Here is a 17,194-nt window from a genome sequence, read left to right as displayed (position 1 = left end):
TTGCCCGCTGGTAGGGTCGGTGCCATGACGGAGGAACTGGGCAGGTTCATGGACCATTTCGCCGAGCTGGTGCAGTTGGCCCAGTCCGGCGGGCACCGGTTCCGGAAGGGCGAGCAGCTTATCGACGTCCTCACGGCACACCTCGGCGTGCCCGCGCACGAGCTGCCGGTGGTCGTAGAGGAGATTCCGAGGCACCGGTACGTGGACGCGGACATCCTGCTGGCGGGCGTCGCCGGGGAGGACCCGGGGCACCGGCTCGTCGGGATCGGCGGCGGGGACCGCCGGCACCATGCCGGGTTGAGTGACATGCTCCAGCACGCGCAGCTGTACGCTCAGTTCCCGCTGGCGCAGCCGGACTACTCCAACTCGGCAGTGGGCCCCGGCGAACAGCGGCAGACCATCGCCCTCGGCGTCTGGCTCTTCAAGCGCGGCGGCTCGCCGGTGGTCGTGCTCCAGCGCGAGGCCAGCCCGCGCTACGGGCGGGAGGCGGCGCAGCTGGAGGTGCTGTCGGCGCAGCCGGAGGCGGGCGCGGGTCTCCTCGCGGAGCTGCGCTCACGGATGCAGACCTTCAGCGTGCTCAAGGGACAGGTCGTCTCCCTGGCGATGGACGATTTCGGCTCCAGCGGCGCTGGGGTGACCTTCCATGAACGGCCGGACCTGACGGACGCGGACGTCATCCTGCCCGAGGGCGTGATGGACCGGATCGCGCGGCACGTCGTCGGCATTGCCGAGCACCGGGACGATCTCAGGAGGCTCGGCCAGCACCTCAAGCGGGGAATCCTGCTCTACGGACCGCCCGGAACCGGCAAGACCCACACCGTCCGCTACCTGCTGAGCCGCAGTGCGGGTACGACGGCGATCATCCTCGCCGGCGGCTCCCTCGCCTTCATCTCCGAAGCGGCACGGATGGCCCGGGCGCTGCAGCCGTCGATGGTGATCCTCGAGGACTGCGACCTGATCGCCGAGGACCGGAGCTTCGGCCACGGCCCGCAGCCGCTGCTCTTCGAGGTGCTGGACGCCATGGACGGGCTCGACGACGACGCGGACGTGACCTTCCTGCTCACCACCAACCGGGTCGACATGCTCGAGCGGGCGCTCGCGCAGCGCCCCGGCCGCGTGGACCTGGCGGTCGAGATCCCGCTGCCGGGAACCACCGAACGCGCGGCACTGCTCGGGCTGTACGGCCGCGAGCTGGCCCTCAGCCGCGCGGCCATCGCCGATGCCGCCGAGCGGACCGCCGGAACCACCGCCTCTTTCACCAAGGAACTCGTCCGGCGCACGGCCCTGGCCGCCGCTGTGGACGGCTCGGTACCCGGGGACGCCCACCTGCGCTCCGCCGTGGACGACCTGATGGCGGACAGCGCCCTGCTGACCCACAGCCTGCTCGGCAGCGGTCCTGCGGGCGGACCTGCAGGATTGGACGAGGACGGCTTTGGCGGTTTCGCGCCGCCGTATCCGGGCCCCGGCCCTAGCTTGCGGTGACGATGACCTCCCGCTTGAACAGCACCGCCTCGGTAATCCAATGCGTGAGCTCCACGGTCAGCTTGTACTTGCCCGCCTTCGGGGGCCGGAGCAGCATGTCGTAGCGTTCGGCGGCGCCGAAGTTCAGGGCGGAAGCGATAAGCGGGCTGTCCGTCTCGCCGGTCGGCAGGGACGGCCCGGCCGGGTTTGACGTGTCACGGAAGGGCCGTCCGTCGTGGGAGATGAGTTCCGCCATGCGCACCGGGTTGCCCGACATGTCCGTGAACCGCACGTTGACCGGATAGTAGTTGGCGTTGAGCAGCCGCAGCAGGGTGGGCTTGCGGCCGCCGCCTTCGACGTTGGCGGTCATTGCCTTCAAGAAGGTGGGCCCCTCCTTCTTGGGACGCGCGGCGAGGTTGCCGCCGAGCAGGTAGAAGTGCCGGGGCCGGAAGTTGTCCAGCCCGACGTCTTCGCCGGACAATCCCGCGGCGTGGTTCAGCTCGTGCCAGCGCGGGTCGAGTGAATACGGGACCAGGATCGTCTCCGTGGCAATGTCGTACTCCGGGCCGTCGACGAAGGCCCGGCGCGACCCTTTGCTGACCGGATAGTCCGGGTGGACGTGCGGGTCGATGATCAGCGGCCCGAACATGCCCATCTGCACGTGCAGCGTGGTGTTGACGTGGCAGTGATAGAAGTAGGTGCCGGAGGAGCCGAAGTTCGGGTTGCCGGGCCGGCCTTTTTCCGTGCGCCACTGGTAGGTGTAGTGCCCGGAGACCTCGAAGGAAGTGTGGCCGACGCCGTCGTTCCGGGGGTCCGGCTCGATGCCGTGCCAGTGGATGGTGTGGACCTTCTTGCTGGGCTTGACCGTGCCGTGGAAGACCTGGCCCTCGGTGAGCCGGAGCAGCGGCGCGGGAAAGATCCGGCCGGAGTTCTCCGTCTCGAACGTCCACATCTCGTGCTCGGCGCGGTCGTCGAACTTCATCTTGCGGCTGAAGAAATCGAACTCCTCCTTGCGGTCCGGCTTGAGCGGGAACTCCGTCTTGGGGCTGCCCTCGTGGATCTGGTCGGAGCTGAAGTCCACCTGGGTGCGGTACAGCTTATGGTCCGGAGGCCGGATGGCAGTGCCCGGCTTAGCGGTCAGGGCCCGGGGCGGCTCCGGTTCCGGACCGGGCGGCGGGGTCACGCTGCCGGGCGGCGGCTCCGGGACATCGGCTGGTTCGGCCACGGTCCAGTGCCCCACCAGCCCGCCGGGGTACATGCCGCCGCGGGCGACCTGCGAGGGCTCGGCGTGGCAGTGCATCGGGTAGTGCCAGTCGCCGGCCCGGGCATCCCAGACCTGTTCGGTGGCTTCCGGAGGCCGGCGGACCGGAAGCACCGAGTCCTTGCGGTCCAGCGGATGGACCTCCACGACGTCTTCCCACTGCTGCAGCACCACGTGGTTCTCGTCGTCGACGAAGCCGCCGCTGCGCGGGAAGAACGTGCCGTTGCGTCGGACTGTCCAGATGTGATTGCCGTGGAAGTGCAGCTGGTGGTGCACGACTCCGGCGTTGACGAAGCGCATGAGCTGGCCGGTCCGCACGGTGTCCTCGGTGGCCTGCTGGCTGAAGTCCCGGACGTCGATGGATCGCGCCGAGCCGGACATCAGCGAGTCCTCCTCGCGTTCCTCGTTCAAGGCGAGGTCGGTGGTCACGGCCAGGGACTGGAAGCCGCTGCGGCCGTTCAGCGTGAAGTAGCGCGGAAGAGCCGGCGTCTTGTCCGGGTCCACCTCCTGGCCGCGCGAGGCCTGGGCCGCCCACTGCGGATCCACGTTGTGCAGGATCCAGAGCCACTGCCGCTCGAACTCCGGCCCCTCCGGCTGCAGCCGCCACGGCTCGGACGGGTCGGTGACCAGCAGCGCGCCGTACAGGCCCAGGATGCGCTGGACGGGATCGGCCATCGCGTCGTCTTCATCGCCGCCCGGGTCGCAGTAGACGTAGGTCCCCGGCGCCGGCGCCTCGAACTCCAGCACTTTGGATCCGCCCGGCGGGATGCTGCCGGTGCCCTCGTGGTTCCCCGGATCGCCGACGTCGAGGAACTGCAGGGCGTGCGGCTGGGCCAGGTGGTTCGTGACGCGGAGCCGGATGGTGCTGCCCGTCTCGGCGATCAGGGCGCGCTTAGGGTAGAAGCTGGCCCAGAAGGCCCGGTGCACCAGGTACTCGCCGGGGTTGAACGGATCCTTGAAAGCCGGTTCCGGCCGGCCGTGCGGCGGCAGCTCGGCGTCCAGCGGGTAGTGGCGGCTCTTCACCACGTCGCCGTCCTGGGTAAAGACGTGCGGGCTGAGCTGCAGCGCCGGCTTCGGATCCTTCGTCGCCGTGTGCCGGTCGCCGTAGCCGCGGTGGTACACCAGCGAACCGTCGACCATCGGCAGGTAGCCGTCATTGATATGGATGTCCAAGGTGTTCATGATCGCTCCAGTACAGTGACGAGATCGGGTACGTGCAGGTCCACCGTCGTGTCCTGCAGCGGGTCGGTGAATTCCACCAGGAAGCGCCCGGCCGTTTCAGGCGCAAGGAAGCTGACCCACAGTCGCTCCGGCCTTCCCGGGACGAGGGCCCCGGCGTCGCGGTCCGCGTCCTGCAGGCTGGTGCTGAACCCGCCGGCCGCCGGTCGCAGCCGCAGCTGGCCCGGCGAGAACGGCACGTGCTCGGTGCCGGTGTTGGTCACCTCCAGCTCGACCAGGATGACGTCGCCCCAGGTATGGTTCTCCGGTTGAGGCCAGCGCAGCCCCGGTATCGCACCGCCGTGTCCCCCGTGTCCCGCTGCCGCTGCGGGCACGGCTACACCGATTCCCGCGCCGGCCGCCGTCACGGGCTGGCCGGACATGCGCGCCAGTGCCACCCGTCCGACCAGCGGAGACGGCGAACCGTCCGCCGAGAGCCGGGCCAGGCGTGCCGCGCGTAGCAGCCGCACCGAGCCGAACGCCGTCGCCGCCTCCGTCCTGGCGTGCTGGACGCTCTTGGCGACAACGCCGAAGCTGGCGCCGCCGATAATGACGGCCGCGCCGCCTCCGAACAGCAACCCAAGCTGCCGTCTGCTGAGCACCGGCCCCCCGCGCGCGGTGGAACCTCCCGCCTTTTCCTGCGGTTCGCTAAGTGTGTGGTGTGCCTCTGTTGCACGGAATCGTGCCATGGCGCGGCCTGCCTTTCCCCCGATTGGCTTGACCCGATCATGCTGGCGGGGATTCTTGGAAAAGCCTTGTTCACCGATTGCTTCACATAGTCGCGCCGGACTGCTCAACCGCGACGCCGCCCGCCGAGGGGCCGGCGGGAAGACCGTTGAAATAACGCAGGCACACTCTTAGAGTCATATACAGAATCTCTGCGAAGGACGAGAGAGATCATGGGCGACCATAACCACGGCGACCCGACCACCTCCGACAGCGTTGCCAAGGCTGGCCAGGGCCAAGTAGAGAAGTTCCAGGATCCCGGATTACCTCCCCATCGCCCGCGCCTTGCCGATAAGGATCCCCGGGCCGCCAATCGTGCCGAGCGGCAGGTTGCAGTTCTCTTGACAATTTCGGTGATCGGTACCCTGCTTTTCTTCTTCGGATACTTTGCCATCCCGTTGGATGAATCCACCACGATTTCCACGCTGCGCCTGCAGAACGTGCTGCTCGGCATGGGCACCGCCTTCGCGATGCTGGGGATCGGCGTCGGCGTCGTGCACTGGGCGAAGACCCTGATGCCCGACCACGAAATCGCCGAAGAGCGGCATGCAGTCCGCACCGAGGAGGACCGCCAGATCGCGGAAACGATGGTCAGCGAGATCATCTCGGAGTCGGGCATCAAGCGCCGCCGGCTGATCCGCTACACCCTCATCGGTGCCGGGGTGCTGGCCATCCTGCCGCCCATCGGCATCCTGCGGGACCTGTCCAAGAACCTCGACCCCGCTGTACTGGGACATACCCTGTGGAAGGAAGGGACGCGCCTGGCACGCGACCCCGAGGGAACCCCCATCAAAGCCGCGGACGTGACCTTCGGCTCGGCCTTCCACGTCATTCCCGAAGGCCTGAACGAACTGCATGAAGGCAAGCTCGACGAAAAAGCCAAGTCCGTGGTCCTGCTCATGCGCCTGAACCCGGAGGACCTGCATCCCAGTCCCGGCCGGGAGGACTGGGCCTACAACGGCATCGTTGCCTATTCCAAAATCTGCACGCACGTCGGCTGCCCGGTGGCCCTGTATGAGCAGCAGACCCACCACCTGCTCTGCCCCTGCCATCAGTCCACCTTCGACGTGACGCAGCAATGCAAGGTGATCTTCGGCCCGGCGTCCCGAGCCCTGCCGCAGCTGCCGATCACGGTGAACAGCGAGGGTTACCTGGTCGCCCGGAGCGACTTCCATGAACCCGTCGGCCCGAGCTTCTGGGAGCGGGCCCTGCTGGAGAAGGAATCCGGCAGATAGGCCTTCGGCCGGCCATTGGTGCTTCCTGTCCGGGCTCGTTCTGGCGCGCGGAACCACGCGGCGAACGTCCCCGGACCCTTGCCGAAGGGCCCGGGGACGGGGCGGACCGCTACAGGTGGTTCAGGCCTTCCGTCAGGACGGAGCGAAGGATCTGCTCGATCTGATCGAACTCCCGGGGGCCGATGGTGAGCGGGGGAGCGAGCTGGACCACGGGGTCCCCGCGGTCGTCCGCGCGGCAGTAGAGGCCGGCGTCGAACAGCGCGTTGGACAGGTAGCCGCGGAGCAGCCGCTCCGATTCTTCGTCCGTGAAGGTCTCCTTGGTGGCCTTGTCCTTGACCAGTTCAATCCCGTAGAAGTAGCCCTCGCCGCGCACGTCTCCGACGATCGGCAGGTCCCGGAGCTTCTCCAGCGTGGCGCGAAACAGCGGTGCGTTCTGCTTCACGTGGTTGTTGAGGCCCTCGCGCTCGAAGATGTCCAGGTTTTCCATGGCGACGGCGGCGGAGACCGGGTGCCCGCCGAACGTGTAGCCGTGGTAGAAGGTCGTGTCCCCGTGCTTGAACGGCTCGAACAGCCGGTCCGAGGCGATCATGGCGCCGATGGGGGAGTAGCCGCTGGTCATGCCCTTGGCGCAGGTGATCATGTCCGGCACATAGCCGAAGTCGTCGCTGGCGAACATAGAGCCGATCCGGCCGAAGGCGCAGATCACCTCGTCCGATACCAGCAGGACGTCGTACTCGTCGCAGATCTCGCGCACGCGCTTGAAGTAGCCGGGAGGCGGCGGGAAGCAGCCGCCGGAGTTCTGCACCGGCTCCAGGAACACGGCGGCGACCGTATCGGGTCCCTCGAACTCGATGGCCTCGCCGATCCGGTCCGCGGCCCAGCGGCCGAAGGCCTCCGGGTCCTCGAGGCCTGCGGGTGCGCGGTACTGGTTGGTGTTCGGAACCCGGAAGGCGCCGGGCACGAGCGGTTCGAACGGGGTCTTCATGTCCGGGATGCCGGTGATGGACAGCGCCCCCTGCGGGGTGCCGTGGTAGGCCACGGCGCGCGAGATGACCTTGGTCTTGTTCGGCTTGCCCCGCAGCTTGAAGTACTGCTTGGCCAGCTTCCATGCCGTCTCCACAGCCTCGCCGCCGCCGGTGGTGAAGAAGACGCGGTTCAGGTCGCCGGGGGCGTGGTGCGCCAGCCGCTCGGACAGGTCGATGGCGGCCGGGTGGGCGTAGGACCAGAGCGGCATGAACGCCAGCTCACGGGCCTGGCGGGCCGCAGCCTGCGCAAGCTCCTCGCGCCCGTGGCCCACCTGGACCACGAAGAGCCCGGCCAGGCCGTCGATATACTCGCGGCCCTGGTCGTCGTAGATCAGGTGGCCCTCGCCGCGGGTAATGACGGGCACGGTGCCGCCGGCGGCCAGGTTGGAGTGGCGGGCCATGTGCATCCACAAATGGTCGCGCGCCGCCTGCTGGCGGTCGGTGCCGCGCGGCGTGCTGTAGGTGCGTTCGGTGCTGGTTTGAGTCATCGGGTTCCCCAGTTGTATTCCTGCTTCCGCAGGGAGAGGTACATGAACGTTTCCGTGCTGAGGACGCCGTCGATGCCGCGGATCCTGGTGATGAGCCGCAGCAGGTCGTCGTCGTTCGCGCAGATCACTTCGGCCAGGATGTCGAAGGACCCTGCGGTGACCAGGCAGTAGTCCACCTGGTTGAGCGCCGCGATCCTGTCGGCAACGGCCACCAAATCGTCGTCGGCCTTGATGCCCAGCATCGCCTGGCGCGAGAAGCCGAGCTGCAGGGGATCCGTCACGGCGACGATCTGCATAACGCCGCTGTCGGTGAGCTTCTGGACCCGCTGCCGCACGGCGGCCTCGGAGAGCCCGACGGCCTTGCCGATGTTCGCGTAGGACCGCCTGCCATCTTCCTGCAACTGCTCGATGATCGCCTTGGAAACATCATCGATCGGGCCGGCCGCCCCGGGAGCGGCGCCGCCGCCGTGCTGGGTGCTCATGGGAGTTCCACCTCCTTCGAAGGCTTCGTGGGAATGCTGCTATTGAAGTCGCTGCCGCTGGCTTGCGCAAGACCCCTAGCTGCGGAACCAGTGGTAAATCCTTGATCTGACGATGAGATCAGTTGGGTAACAAAAAATTTACAACTGAAAACCTTGTCTGCGTGCAGGGGGTCTGCCAGTATCGACGGCACAACAGCATCCGCCTCTGACCAGGAGCCCACATGCCACAGCGCCTACCCGACGACCCCCGCCTGCGCCGCCTGGTATCGGCCCAGTTCTCCCGCCGCAATGTCCTGATGGGAGCGGGCGGACTGACTTTGGCCGGCCTGCTGGCTGCCTGCGGCACCGGTGGCTCCACGACCAACTCCGCCGCCGGCGGAACGCCAACTCCCGCGGCGGACCTGTCCGGATCGGAGAAGGTGGTCAATTGGGCCAACTGGACGCTGTACCTGGACTATGACGACAAGGCCCAGACCTACCCGTCGCTGGACGCGTTCTCCCAAGCCAGCGGCATCCAGGCCAACTACTCCGAGGACATTGACGGCAACGACACCTACTTCGGCAAGGTGCAGGGCCAATTGGCCGCCGGCCAGGATATCGGCCAGGACATCATCACGCTCACGGACTGGATGGCCGCCCGGCTGATCCGCCTCGGCTACACGCAGGAACTTGACCTGGCCAACATCCCCAACTCGGCCAACCTGCTCGAGAACCTCAAGAACGTGGACTTCGACCCGGGCCGGAAGAACTCGCTGACCTGGCAATCCGGTTTCGCGGGCATCGCGTGGAACAAGGAAGCCGTTCCCGGCGGACTGCGCACGGTCGCCGACCTGTGGCAGCCCGAGCTCAAGGGCCGCGTGGAGGTGCTGGACGAAATGCGCGACACCATGGGGCTGCTGATGCTGGACAACGGCGTCGACATTTCCGGCGAGTGGGGAAGCGCCGAGTACGATGCCGCCCTCGAAGTCCTCAGCAAGCAGATCGCCGACGGCCAGATCCGCCAGGTCAAGGGCAACTCCTATAAGGAGGACCTGATCTCCGGCGACGCGCTCGCCGTCATCGCCTGGTCCGGCGACATCACGCAGCTGAACTTCGAAGAAGGCGACAAGTGGGAGTTCGCCCTGCCGGACGCCGGCGGCACGCTCTGGTCGGACAACCTGATGGTCCCGATCGGCTCGCCGCACAAGGCCAACGCCGAAGCGCTGATGGACTACTACTACGACCCGAAGAATGCCGCCACCGTCGCCGCGTACGTGAACTACATCTGCCCGGTCGAGGGCGCCCGCGAGGCCATGGAGGCCATCGATCCTGAACTGGTGGAGAACCCGCTGATCTTCCCCACGGAGGACTTCCTTGCCAACGCGCACGTACTGCGCACCCTGTCCGCGGAAGAGGAGACCGATTTCAGCGACCGGTTCCAGAAAGCGATCGGCAATTGATGGTCCAGGAACGCCTTGCGGAGGAAACAACGACGGCGGCGGGCCGGGACAGCGGGGGAGCCGACCTCGTGCTGGACTCGGTCACGAAGCGCTTCGCCGACTTCGTCGCCGTGGACGACCTGAACCTGACCATACCGGCGGGCTCGTTCTTCGCGCTGCTCGGACCCTCCGGCTGCGGCAAGACGACAACGCTGCGCATGGTGGCGGGGCTGGAGCAGCCCACCTCCGGCACGCTCAGCATCGGCGGCCGGGACATCACCCGCACCGGGGCGCACGAGCGCCCGGTCAACACCGTGTTCCAGAACTACGCGTTGTTCCCGCATATGAGCGTGCTGGACAACGTGGCGTTCGGCCTCAAGCGTCGGAAAATCCGTGGCGCCGAGGCCCGGGCCAAAAGCGCGCTGGAGCTGGTGGAGCTCGGCCATCTGGCCGCCCGCCGTCCCGGCCAGCTCTCGGGCGGGCAGCAGCAGCGTGTTGCCCTGGCCCGTGCCATCGTGAACCGGCCGGCCGTGCTCCTGCTGGACGAGCCGCTCGGCGCCCTGGACATGAAGCTCCGCCGGCAGATGCAGGTGGAGCTGAAGAATATCCAGCTCGAGGTCGGCCTGACCTTCGTGCACGTTACGCACGACCAGGAAGAGGCCATGACGATGGCGGACACGGTTGCCGTGATGAATGCCGGCCGGGTTGAGCAGATGGGCGCCCCGCGGGAACTCTACGAGCTTCCGCGCACCGCCTTCGTCGCGAACTTCCTGGGAAAGTCCAATCTCGTCCCCGGTGAGGTAATCGAGGACCGCGGGGACGCCGTCGTCGTCAATGCCCGGGGCAACCGGCTCACCGTACTCAAGGAGCGGGCCGCGGCGCACCACGGCCGGGTGCTGGTCGGGATCCGCCCGGAGAAACTCAAGATGATGTGGCCGCAGGATGCCGCGGGGGACCCGGACAACATGCTGCACGGCCGCGTCGCGGACACGTCGTTCACCGGCGTCAGCACCGATTACCTGGTGGACGTTCCCGGCGTCGGGCGGCTGGGCGTGTTCTCGCAGAACCACGGCCAGCAGCTGGCGCGGCCGGGCGATGAAGTCGTGCTCTGCTGGGACACCGCCCACGCCTTCGGGCTGGATGGCCGCGAGGACTCCAGCGCCGGCGCGGCCGAGGCCGCGGAAGCCGCGGCGCCATGAGCCTGCTGGCCCGCAACCGTGGAAACGGCCCGGCTGCAGACGCCTCCGGCAAGGCCGCCCGGCCCGGCGGGAAGGACCCGCGCAGCGCCGGCGAAATCGGAGCCGAGCGCCGCCGCAGCCGGATGGGCTACTGGCTGATCCTGCCCGGCTTCGCGTTCATGCTGCTGTTCTTCGTGCTGCCGGTCTTCTCGCTGCTCGCCACCTCGCTCTACGCGAAGCCGCCGGGCGCGGATGTCGGCCAGTTCGTGCCGGCGCTGCAGTTCGGCAACTACGCCGACGTGCTCGGCGCGTACTGGCAGGAGCTGCTGCGCTCCTTCGCCTTCGCGTTGGTCGCCACGGTCGCGGCGCTGCTGATCGGCTACCCGATGGCCTACCTGGTCGCGGTCCGGCTGCGGGGCCGGAAGCTGCTGCAGGGGATCCTGCTGGTGCTGATCATCGCGCCGTTCTTCACCAGCTTCATCCTGCGCACCCAGGCCTGGAAGCAGATCCTGGCCGACGAGGGGCCGGTGGTGGCCGTGCTGCGCGCGGTGGCCCTGCTGCCCGAGGACGGCCGGCTGACCGCCACGGCCTTCGCCGTGGTCTGCGGCCTGACCTACAACTTCCTGCCCTTCATGACGCTGCCGATCTACGCGAACCTGGAGCGGCTGGACACCCGGCTGATCGAGGCCGGCACGGACCTGTACGCCAGCCCGTTCCAGACGTTCCGGACGGTCACGCTGCCGCTGTCCATGCCCGGTGTGATGGCCGGAACCCTGCTGACCTTCATCCCGGCGTCGGGCGACTACATCAACGCCGCCCTGCTGGGCAATAACCAGGACACCACCATGATCGGGCAGGTCATCGACTCCAGGTTCTTCCGCGTGGTGGACTATCCCGGCGCCTCCGCGCTGTCCTTCGTGCTGATGCTGGCGATCCTCGCCCTGGTCATCCTCTATGTCCGGCGCTTCGGCACCAAAGAACTACTTTGAGATAAGGAGGTCAGGCGGCATGCGGCAAACCATCGGACGCTGGCTGGTCCCGGCCATCGGCGGGCTCGCGTTCCTGTTCCTGCTGGTCCCCATCGCGTACGTCTTCGCGTTTTCCTTCAACGACGCCGGACGGACCAACCTGTCATGGCGCGGCTTCACGCTGGAGAACTGGCAGAATCCCTGCGGCGCCCCGGCGGTCTGCCAGGCGCTCGGCAACAGCCTGCAGATCGGGGCCACCGCGACCCTGCTGGCGACGATCCTCGGAACGGCTATTGCCATCGGGCTGGTGCGGTACCGCTTCAGGTTCAACGCCACCGCGAACATGCTGATCTTCCTGCCGCTGGCCACCCCGGAAGTGGTGCTGGGCGCGTCCCTGCTGGCGCAGTTCCTGAACCTCGGTGCCGACCTGGGGATGGGCACGATCATCATCGCCCACACGATGTTCTGCATCTCGTTCGTCGTGGTGACCGTCAAGGCGCGCGTCGCCAGCCTGGACCCGAAGCTCGAGGAGGCCGCAGCCGACCTCTACGCCTCGCCGATGCAGGCCTTCTGGCGGGTGACCTTCCCGCTGCTGCTGCCCGGCATCGTCGCCGCCGCGCTGCTGGCTTTCGCGATGAGCTTCGACGACTTCATCATCACGAACTTCAACTCCGGCAACGTCGACACGTTCCCGAAGTTCATCTACGTGGCGGCGACCAGGGGAATTCCCGCGCAGGCGAACGTCATCGGCTCGGCCATGTTCATCGTCGCCCTGCTGGTGGTTATCGGCGGACAGGTCCTGGCCAGCCGGCGGGCCAAGCTGCTCGCGGCCCGCTAGCCGGAGGGGCCGCCGGCAGCCCGAATAGTTGGGTCAGCCTGCGGCCCAGGCGTCGCGCTGCGCCTGCAGCCCGACGATCAGGCCCTCCAGCCCGAGCCGGAAGGCGGCGTCCGCGGCCGATCCGCCCGCGCCGAGGCCCTGGCTCCGGACGGCGGACGTGAACTTCGGGTTCGCCTCGGCGAGTTCACCGGACTCGAAGATGTCCGCCGGTGCCGTGACGTCGAAGGCGGACCCGAAGATGAAGGATTCCAGCGCCACGATGGCCGGCACGACCAGCGGCTCGGGCCAGCCGTCGTCCAGGAAGGCAGCGGTCAATGTCTCGTACATCCGCAGGGTCTGCCCGGCACCGGTGACCGGCAGCACCGCGATCACCGGGATCAGCGGCGTGTGCCGGGTGAAGACATCCCGGTACGACCAGGCCCAGCGGCGGATCGCGGCCGCCCACGGCTCGGTCCCGAAGGCGGAGACGTCGATGCTGGTGATGATGTCGTCCTGCACCAGCACCAGCACATCCTGTTTGGAGGCCACATGGTTGTACAGGGCGGACGGGGCCACCTGCAGCGACTTGGCGAGGGCGGACATCGTCAGCCGTTCGTAGCCGCCCGCCTCGATGAGCTTCAGAGCCGCCGCGGTGATGCGCTCCTTGGACAGGACCTTCTGCGTTGGCCTTCCCGCCGGGCGGTGCGCCCCGGATGCTGCCTCGACTGCCATACCTGCGGCTTCCTCCATCGGCTACGCGTACGGATCTTGGGGCACCGGCTCGGGGCCCGGACTTCATCCTACGTTCTGTCTTCACACGGACCGACGATGCCGCTACCATTGTTCTAAATGAACAGCATTCATTTTATTGGACCCGCAGGAGTGGAGACCATGACCAACATGGAACGCGACGTCGTCGTCATCGGGGCCGGACCATCCGGCCTCAGCGCAGCCCGCCGTTTGCAGCAGGAGGGGCTCTCCGTGGCCGTCCTCGAGGCCCGGGACCGGGTCGGCGGCCGAACCTGGACCGAAACCATCGACGGCGCCATGCTGGAAATCGGCGGCCAGTGGGTCTCCCCGGACCAGACGGCGCTGCTGGAGACGCTCGAAGAGCTGGGCCTCGAGACCTTCCAGCGCTACCGCGAGGGCGACTCGGTGTATCTCGCCGAGGATGGCACCCGCACCCGCTACACCGGCGAGATGTTCCCGGTCGGCGCGCAGACGCAGGCCGAGATGGAACGGCTGATCGCCCTGCTGGACACTCTCGCGGCCGAGGCGGGCCCCGTGGCGCCCTGGACGCACCCGCTGGCCCGCGAGCTGGACACCGTCTCCTTCCACCACTGGCTCCGCCGGCAGTCTTCCGACGAGGCGGCCTGCAACAACATCGGACTCTTCATCGCCGGCGGCATGCTCACCAAGCCCGCCCACTCCTTTTCCGCCCTGCAGGCCGTGCTGATGGCGGCCTCCGCGGGCTCCTTCAGCAACCTGGTCGACGACAACTTCATCCTGGACCGCCGCGTTGCGGGCGGCATGCAGCAGGTGTCCGAACGCCTCGCCGAAAAGCTGGGGAACGACGTCGTACTCAAAAGTCCCGTACGGACGCTCCGGTGGGGCGGCGAAAGCGGCCAAGGCACGGGGGTCACCGCCGTCTCGGACCGCGCGACCGTGCAGGCGCGCTACGCCATCATGGCCGTGCCGCCCAACCTCTACTCACGCGTGTCCTTCGAGCCCCCGTTGCCGCGCCGCCAGCACCAGATGCACCAGCACCAGTCGCTCGGCCTGGTCATCAAGGTCCATGCCGTCTACGGCACGCCGTTCTGGCGGAAGGACGGCCTGTCGGGCACCTGCTTCGGTCCCGGCGCCCTGGTGCAGGAGGTCTACGACAACACCAACGACGGCGACGACCGCGGCACGCTGGTGGGTTTCGTTTCGGACGAGAAGGCGGACGCGGTGTTCGAGCTGACCGTTGAGGAACGCCGGCAGCGCATCCTCGAATCCATCGCCGGCTACCTGGGCCCGGAGGCGCTGAATCCCGAGGTCTACTACGAATCCGACTGGGGCTCCGAGGAATGGACGCGCGGCGCCTACGCCGCCAGCTACGACCTCGGCGGCTTGCACCGCTACGGGCCGGACCAGCTCAAGCCGGTCGGCCCCATCTACTGGTCGAGCTCCGACCTGGCCGCCGAGGGGTACCAGCATGTCGACGGCGCGATCCGGATAGGCCGGCAGACGGCCGACCGCATCGTCGCCGCCGACCGGGCAGCGGCCGTCGCGCCCCGCTGACGGACGTACTGCCGCCTGCGGCGGTACAGTGGCAGCATCTTCAGGGAGGATGCAGATGACAGAGGGCCCCGATTACACCCCGGCCTACGTGGCCGACCTCGCCCAGGAACACGGGCTCGACATCATTCCCGCCAGCGTGGAGTTCAACGAGGCGGGACTTGACTATCTGGTGGCCTTCGCGACTGCCAAGGACGGCAAGGCGTGGGTCCTGCGGATTCCGCGGCGGCCCGATGCCGCCGTCAAGACCGCCGACGAGGCCCGCATCCTGAAGCTCGTCAAGGGCCGGCTTTCGGTCTCAGTCCCGGACTGGCGCATCCGGAGCCGGACCTTGGTCGCCTACCCCGCGCTGCCCGGGTATCCCGGACTCACCGTGGAGGACGGGGAAGCGGCCTGGCATTTCGACCGGGAGTCGACGGCGTACTGTCGGTCCCTGGGCCGGCTCATCGCGCAGCTGCACCGGATCGATGCCGAGGCGGCCCAGGCCGCCAGGATCCCGACCCTTACCCCGGCCGAGGTCCGCGAGGAGTGGCGCACCAACCTGGCCAAGGTCAGCGCGGAATTCAGCATCGCCGGGCGGCTGCTTGACCGGTGGAACGCCTGGCTGGACGAAGACAGCTACTGGCCCGACTTCACCGTCTTCACCCACGGCGAGCTCTATCCCGCCCATCTGCTGCTGGACGACGACGCCGAAATCAGGTCGGTGCTGGACTGGACCACGGCGAAAGTGGGCGACCCAGCGGTCGACTTCATGTTCCACCACAGCATGTCCACGCCGGAGGCCTTCGAGCTGACGGTCCGGACCTATCTCGACGAAGGCGGCCGCATTCCCGGGCGGCTGGCGGAGCAGTGCGCCGAGATCATGGCGGCCGGGCCGATCGGCTACGGCGCCTACGCGCTGGCAACCGGCGATCCGGACCACTGGGCAGCGGCGGCCGCCCAGCTCGACCCGGACGAGTAGCGCGCGGGAGCCAGGGAAGCGCAGGAATCCGCGGCAGCTGCACAAGAATGGCCCTGCCTTCAAGGAAGGCAGGGCCATTGCTCGCTGCCCGGCTGACCGGCTGAGTGCCTCAGGCGTTTCGTCCCCGCGGCTTGCCGGACTTGGACTTGGTGCCCTTGCCCTTGGCGAGGGGATTGCTCTTGTCCGGTTTGCCGGCAGCCGCGGGTTTGCCGGATGAAGCGGGCTTGTCCGTGGAGGCAGGCTGCGCCGCCGGGCGGGCCGGTGCCGCATTGCGCTGGCCGGACTGCGTGGCCCCGGCAGACGAAGCGGGCTTGGCGGCGGGTGCAGCCGGACGGGCCGGGGCTGATGCCGCAGCTTCCGGGCGGACCGGGGCGGGTTCCGTCCGGCGGGACGCAGCGGGGGTGGCTGGCGCCGGGACGTCGGGGACGCCGCCGTCGTTCCTTGTCCCCCCGGCACCCCCGGCACGCTCCGGGACGGGCAGGGGCGAACGCGTCGCCTGGGGGTGCTGACGCGGCGCGGGCGGAAGCTGACGTGAGGCAGGAACCACCGGGACGGCGGCCGTGCCGGTGGCTTCCAGGAAGACCGGCTGCGGCCTTTCGGCCTGTGGGCGGGCACCCGTGGATTCGGGGCCGAAGAACTTGTCCGTGTAGCCGAGCCGTTCGATGATCGTCCAGACCGATGCGGCGGCGATGACCAGGGTCAGCAGCACGGCGGCACCGGTTCCGTAGATTCGCACGAGGGCCTCGACGGGGGAAATCGCGTTCTGCTGGGCGTAGTTCGCGAGCCTGAGGGCCACCCAGAACAGTGCGATGACGGCCAGGACGGCAAGGGGAACACCGATGCCCGTTTCCCGAATCCGCTCTGCGGCGTGGCGCCAGCCATCCATGAGGCGGCTTGCGGGTGTGGTCCTGCGCTGCTCTGAGGTTTTGCTGGGAGACGGGGAAGTCACTTGGTGCTCCTTTCCTTAGGTTGTGGAGTCGCCCGGGTGCGAGGCGATGAGTTCGCGGACAAAGCGGTCGAGGAGGGTGGCCAGCGCCTGCCGGTCCTTCTTGGACCAGCCGGCGAGCAGTTCGTCGAAGAGTTCTGCTCCTGCGGCGCCGATGCGGCGCTGCAGTTCGCGGCCCTCCGGCGACGTGCTGACCAGGGTGGCTCGGGCGTCATCCGGATCGTTGTGCCGTTCGATGAGACCCTTACTGTCCAGCCTATTGACTTGGGGTGTCATGGTTGATTTGTCCACGCCGTGTTGGCTGGCCAATTCCGAAAGCCTGACCGGGCCGAAGTTGTGGATGAAATCGAGCAGGACGACGTCGTTCGCCGACATATCCTCCGCCGCGGGACCGAAAAGTTCCTTGCGGCCTTGGGCCCTGGTGGTCCAGCGCATGAGCTGGGTTACGCCGGCGCGGACGAGGTCTCCGGGTGTCGGGGATTCGTCTGATGGGGGGTCTGCGGAGACTTCCTGCATGCTTCGATTCTAGCCCCCATTAGTTTGGTTTGACCAATCAAATTGTTTGGTTTGGCCAACCAAATGGTCACCGTGTCCAAGCTCACTTCCGGTTATGGCCGGCGGCGTAAGGCGGCGCTTCTGCAGCACCGAAAACAGAAACGCCCATTATGCACTAAGCATGCTTATGGTTAGCTATACTGGGGTCATCAGGGGAGCCGTGATGCTTCCGGCT

15 protein-coding genes are annotated in these 17,194 nt (G+C 67.8%); 8 read left to right on the top strand and 7 right to left on the bottom strand.

Going from position 1 to position 17,194, the window contains the following annotated elements; genetic code table 11:
- Positions 1–24 precede the first annotated feature (24 nt).
- Positions 25–1,482: an AAA family ATPase gene (locus tag AHIS1636_RS01040; RefSeq protein WP_264793944.1), complete on the top strand. Its 1,458-nt coding sequence runs from the start codon at positions 25–27 to the stop codon at positions 1,480–1,482.
- On the opposite strand, the gene AHIS1636_RS01035 is transcribed toward AHIS1636_RS01040, so the two are convergent.
- Both AHIS1636_RS01035 and AHIS1636_RS01030 read right to left on the bottom strand, forming a co-directional pair.
- Entirely contained in the window at positions 1,469–3,904 is a 2,436-nt protein-coding gene (locus AHIS1636_RS01035) for a multicopper oxidase domain-containing protein (RefSeq protein ID WP_264793943.1), read from the bottom strand. The two genes, AHIS1636_RS01040 and AHIS1636_RS01035, sit on opposite strands and share 14 nt — an antisense overlap.
- Positions 3,901–4,542, bottom strand: a complete 642-nt coding sequence (locus AHIS1636_RS01030; protein ID WP_264793942.1) for a DUF4352 domain-containing protein — start codon at positions 4,540–4,542, stop codon at positions 3,901–3,903. Before AHIS1636_RS01030 ends, AHIS1636_RS01035 begins: the two co-directional genes overlap by 4 nt.
- A 297-nt stretch (positions 4,543–4,839) precedes the next feature.
- On the opposite strand from AHIS1636_RS01030, the gene qcrA reads away from it, so the two are divergent.
- The gene (qcrA, locus tag AHIS1636_RS01025) at positions 4,840–5,901 is read left to right on the top strand and encodes a cytochrome bc1 complex Rieske iron-sulfur subunit (protein WP_264793941.1); all 1,062 of its coding nucleotides are present in this window, start codon (positions 4,840–4,842) and stop codon (positions 5,899–5,901) included.
- 109 nt (positions 5,902–6,010) lie between these two features.
- Here qcrA and AHIS1636_RS01020 read toward each other — a convergent pair whose 3' ends face one another.
- Entirely contained in the window at positions 6,011–7,414 is a 1,404-nt protein-coding gene (locus tag AHIS1636_RS01020; protein ID WP_264793940.1) for an aspartate aminotransferase family protein, read from the bottom strand.
- Positions 7,411–7,896 (bottom strand): Lrp/AsnC family transcriptional regulator, encoded by a 486-nt coding sequence (locus tag AHIS1636_RS01015; protein WP_264793939.1) that lies wholly within the window; start codon positions 7,894–7,896, stop codon positions 7,411–7,413. The genes AHIS1636_RS01020 and AHIS1636_RS01015 overlap by 4 nt, the downstream gene beginning before the upstream one ends.
- A gap of 221 nt (positions 7,897–8,117) precedes the next feature.
- Between AHIS1636_RS01015 and AHIS1636_RS01010 the strand changes: the two genes are divergently transcribed.
- The 4 genes from AHIS1636_RS01010 to AHIS1636_RS00995 are packed head-to-tail and all read left to right on the top strand — an operon-like array spanning position 8,118 to position 12,298.
- The gene (locus AHIS1636_RS01010) at positions 8,118–9,335 is read left to right on the top strand and encodes an ABC transporter substrate-binding protein (RefSeq protein WP_264793938.1); all 1,218 of its coding nucleotides are present in this window, start codon (positions 8,118–8,120) and stop codon (positions 9,333–9,335) included.
- Complete coding sequence (locus AHIS1636_RS01005) at positions 9,335–10,513, top strand: ABC transporter ATP-binding protein (RefSeq protein ID WP_264793937.1); 1,179 nt, start codon at positions 9,335–9,337, stop codon at positions 10,511–10,513. The genes AHIS1636_RS01010 and AHIS1636_RS01005 overlap by 1 nt, the downstream gene beginning before the upstream one ends.
- Positions 10,510–11,481: an ABC transporter permease gene (locus AHIS1636_RS01000; protein WP_264793936.1), complete on the top strand. Its 972-nt coding sequence runs from the start codon at positions 10,510–10,512 to the stop codon at positions 11,479–11,481. The genes AHIS1636_RS01005 and AHIS1636_RS01000 overlap by 4 nt, the downstream gene beginning before the upstream one ends.
- A 19-nt stretch (positions 11,482–11,500) precedes the next feature.
- A complete protein-coding gene (locus AHIS1636_RS00995) occupies positions 11,501–12,298 on the top strand; it encodes an ABC transporter permease (RefSeq protein WP_264793935.1) in 798 nt (265 codons plus the stop codon).
- A 33-nt stretch (positions 12,299–12,331) separates the two neighbouring features.
- Here the strand turns inward: AHIS1636_RS00995 and AHIS1636_RS00990 are convergent, their stop codons facing one another.
- Complete coding sequence (locus AHIS1636_RS00990; RefSeq protein WP_264793934.1) at positions 12,332–13,009, bottom strand: TetR/AcrR family transcriptional regulator; 678 nt, start codon at positions 13,007–13,009, stop codon at positions 12,332–12,334.
- 159 nt (positions 13,010–13,168) lie between these two features.
- Between AHIS1636_RS00990 and AHIS1636_RS00985 the strand changes: the two genes are divergently transcribed.
- On the top strand, positions 13,169–14,560 hold the full coding sequence (locus tag AHIS1636_RS00985) for a flavin monoamine oxidase family protein (protein WP_264793933.1): 1,392 nt from the start codon (positions 13,169–13,171) through the stop codon (positions 14,558–14,560).
- Positions 14,561–14,615: 55 nt separating this feature from the next.
- Complete coding sequence (locus tag AHIS1636_RS00980) at positions 14,616–15,518, top strand: macrolide 2'-phosphotransferase (RefSeq protein WP_264793932.1); 903 nt, start codon at positions 14,616–14,618, stop codon at positions 15,516–15,518.
- A gap of 109 nt (positions 15,519–15,627) precedes the next feature.
- Here AHIS1636_RS00980 and AHIS1636_RS00975 read toward each other — a convergent pair whose 3' ends face one another.
- Both AHIS1636_RS00975 and AHIS1636_RS00970 read right to left on the bottom strand, forming a co-directional pair.
- Positions 15,628–16,467 (bottom strand): hypothetical protein, encoded by an 840-nt coding sequence (locus AHIS1636_RS00975; protein ID WP_264793931.1) that lies wholly within the window; start codon positions 16,465–16,467, stop codon positions 15,628–15,630.
- A 15-nt stretch (positions 16,468–16,482) separates the two neighbouring features.
- Positions 16,483–16,980 carry a MarR family winged helix-turn-helix transcriptional regulator gene (locus tag AHIS1636_RS00970; RefSeq protein WP_264793930.1) on the bottom strand — a complete coding sequence of 166 codons (498 nt, stop codon included), beginning with the start codon at positions 16,978–16,980 and terminating at the stop codon, positions 16,483–16,485.
- Between the last annotated feature and the right edge of the window lie 214 nt (positions 16,981–17,194).

Origin of the sequence: Arthrobacter mangrovi, assembly GCF_026011795.1 — a bacterium.
Taxonomy (GTDB): Bacteria; Actinomycetota; Actinomycetes; order Actinomycetales; family Micrococcaceae; genus Crystallibacter; species Crystallibacter mangrovi.
The sequence above is the reverse complement of the archived record's forward strand: the minus strand, read 5'-3'. Positions and strand labels throughout refer to the sequence as shown.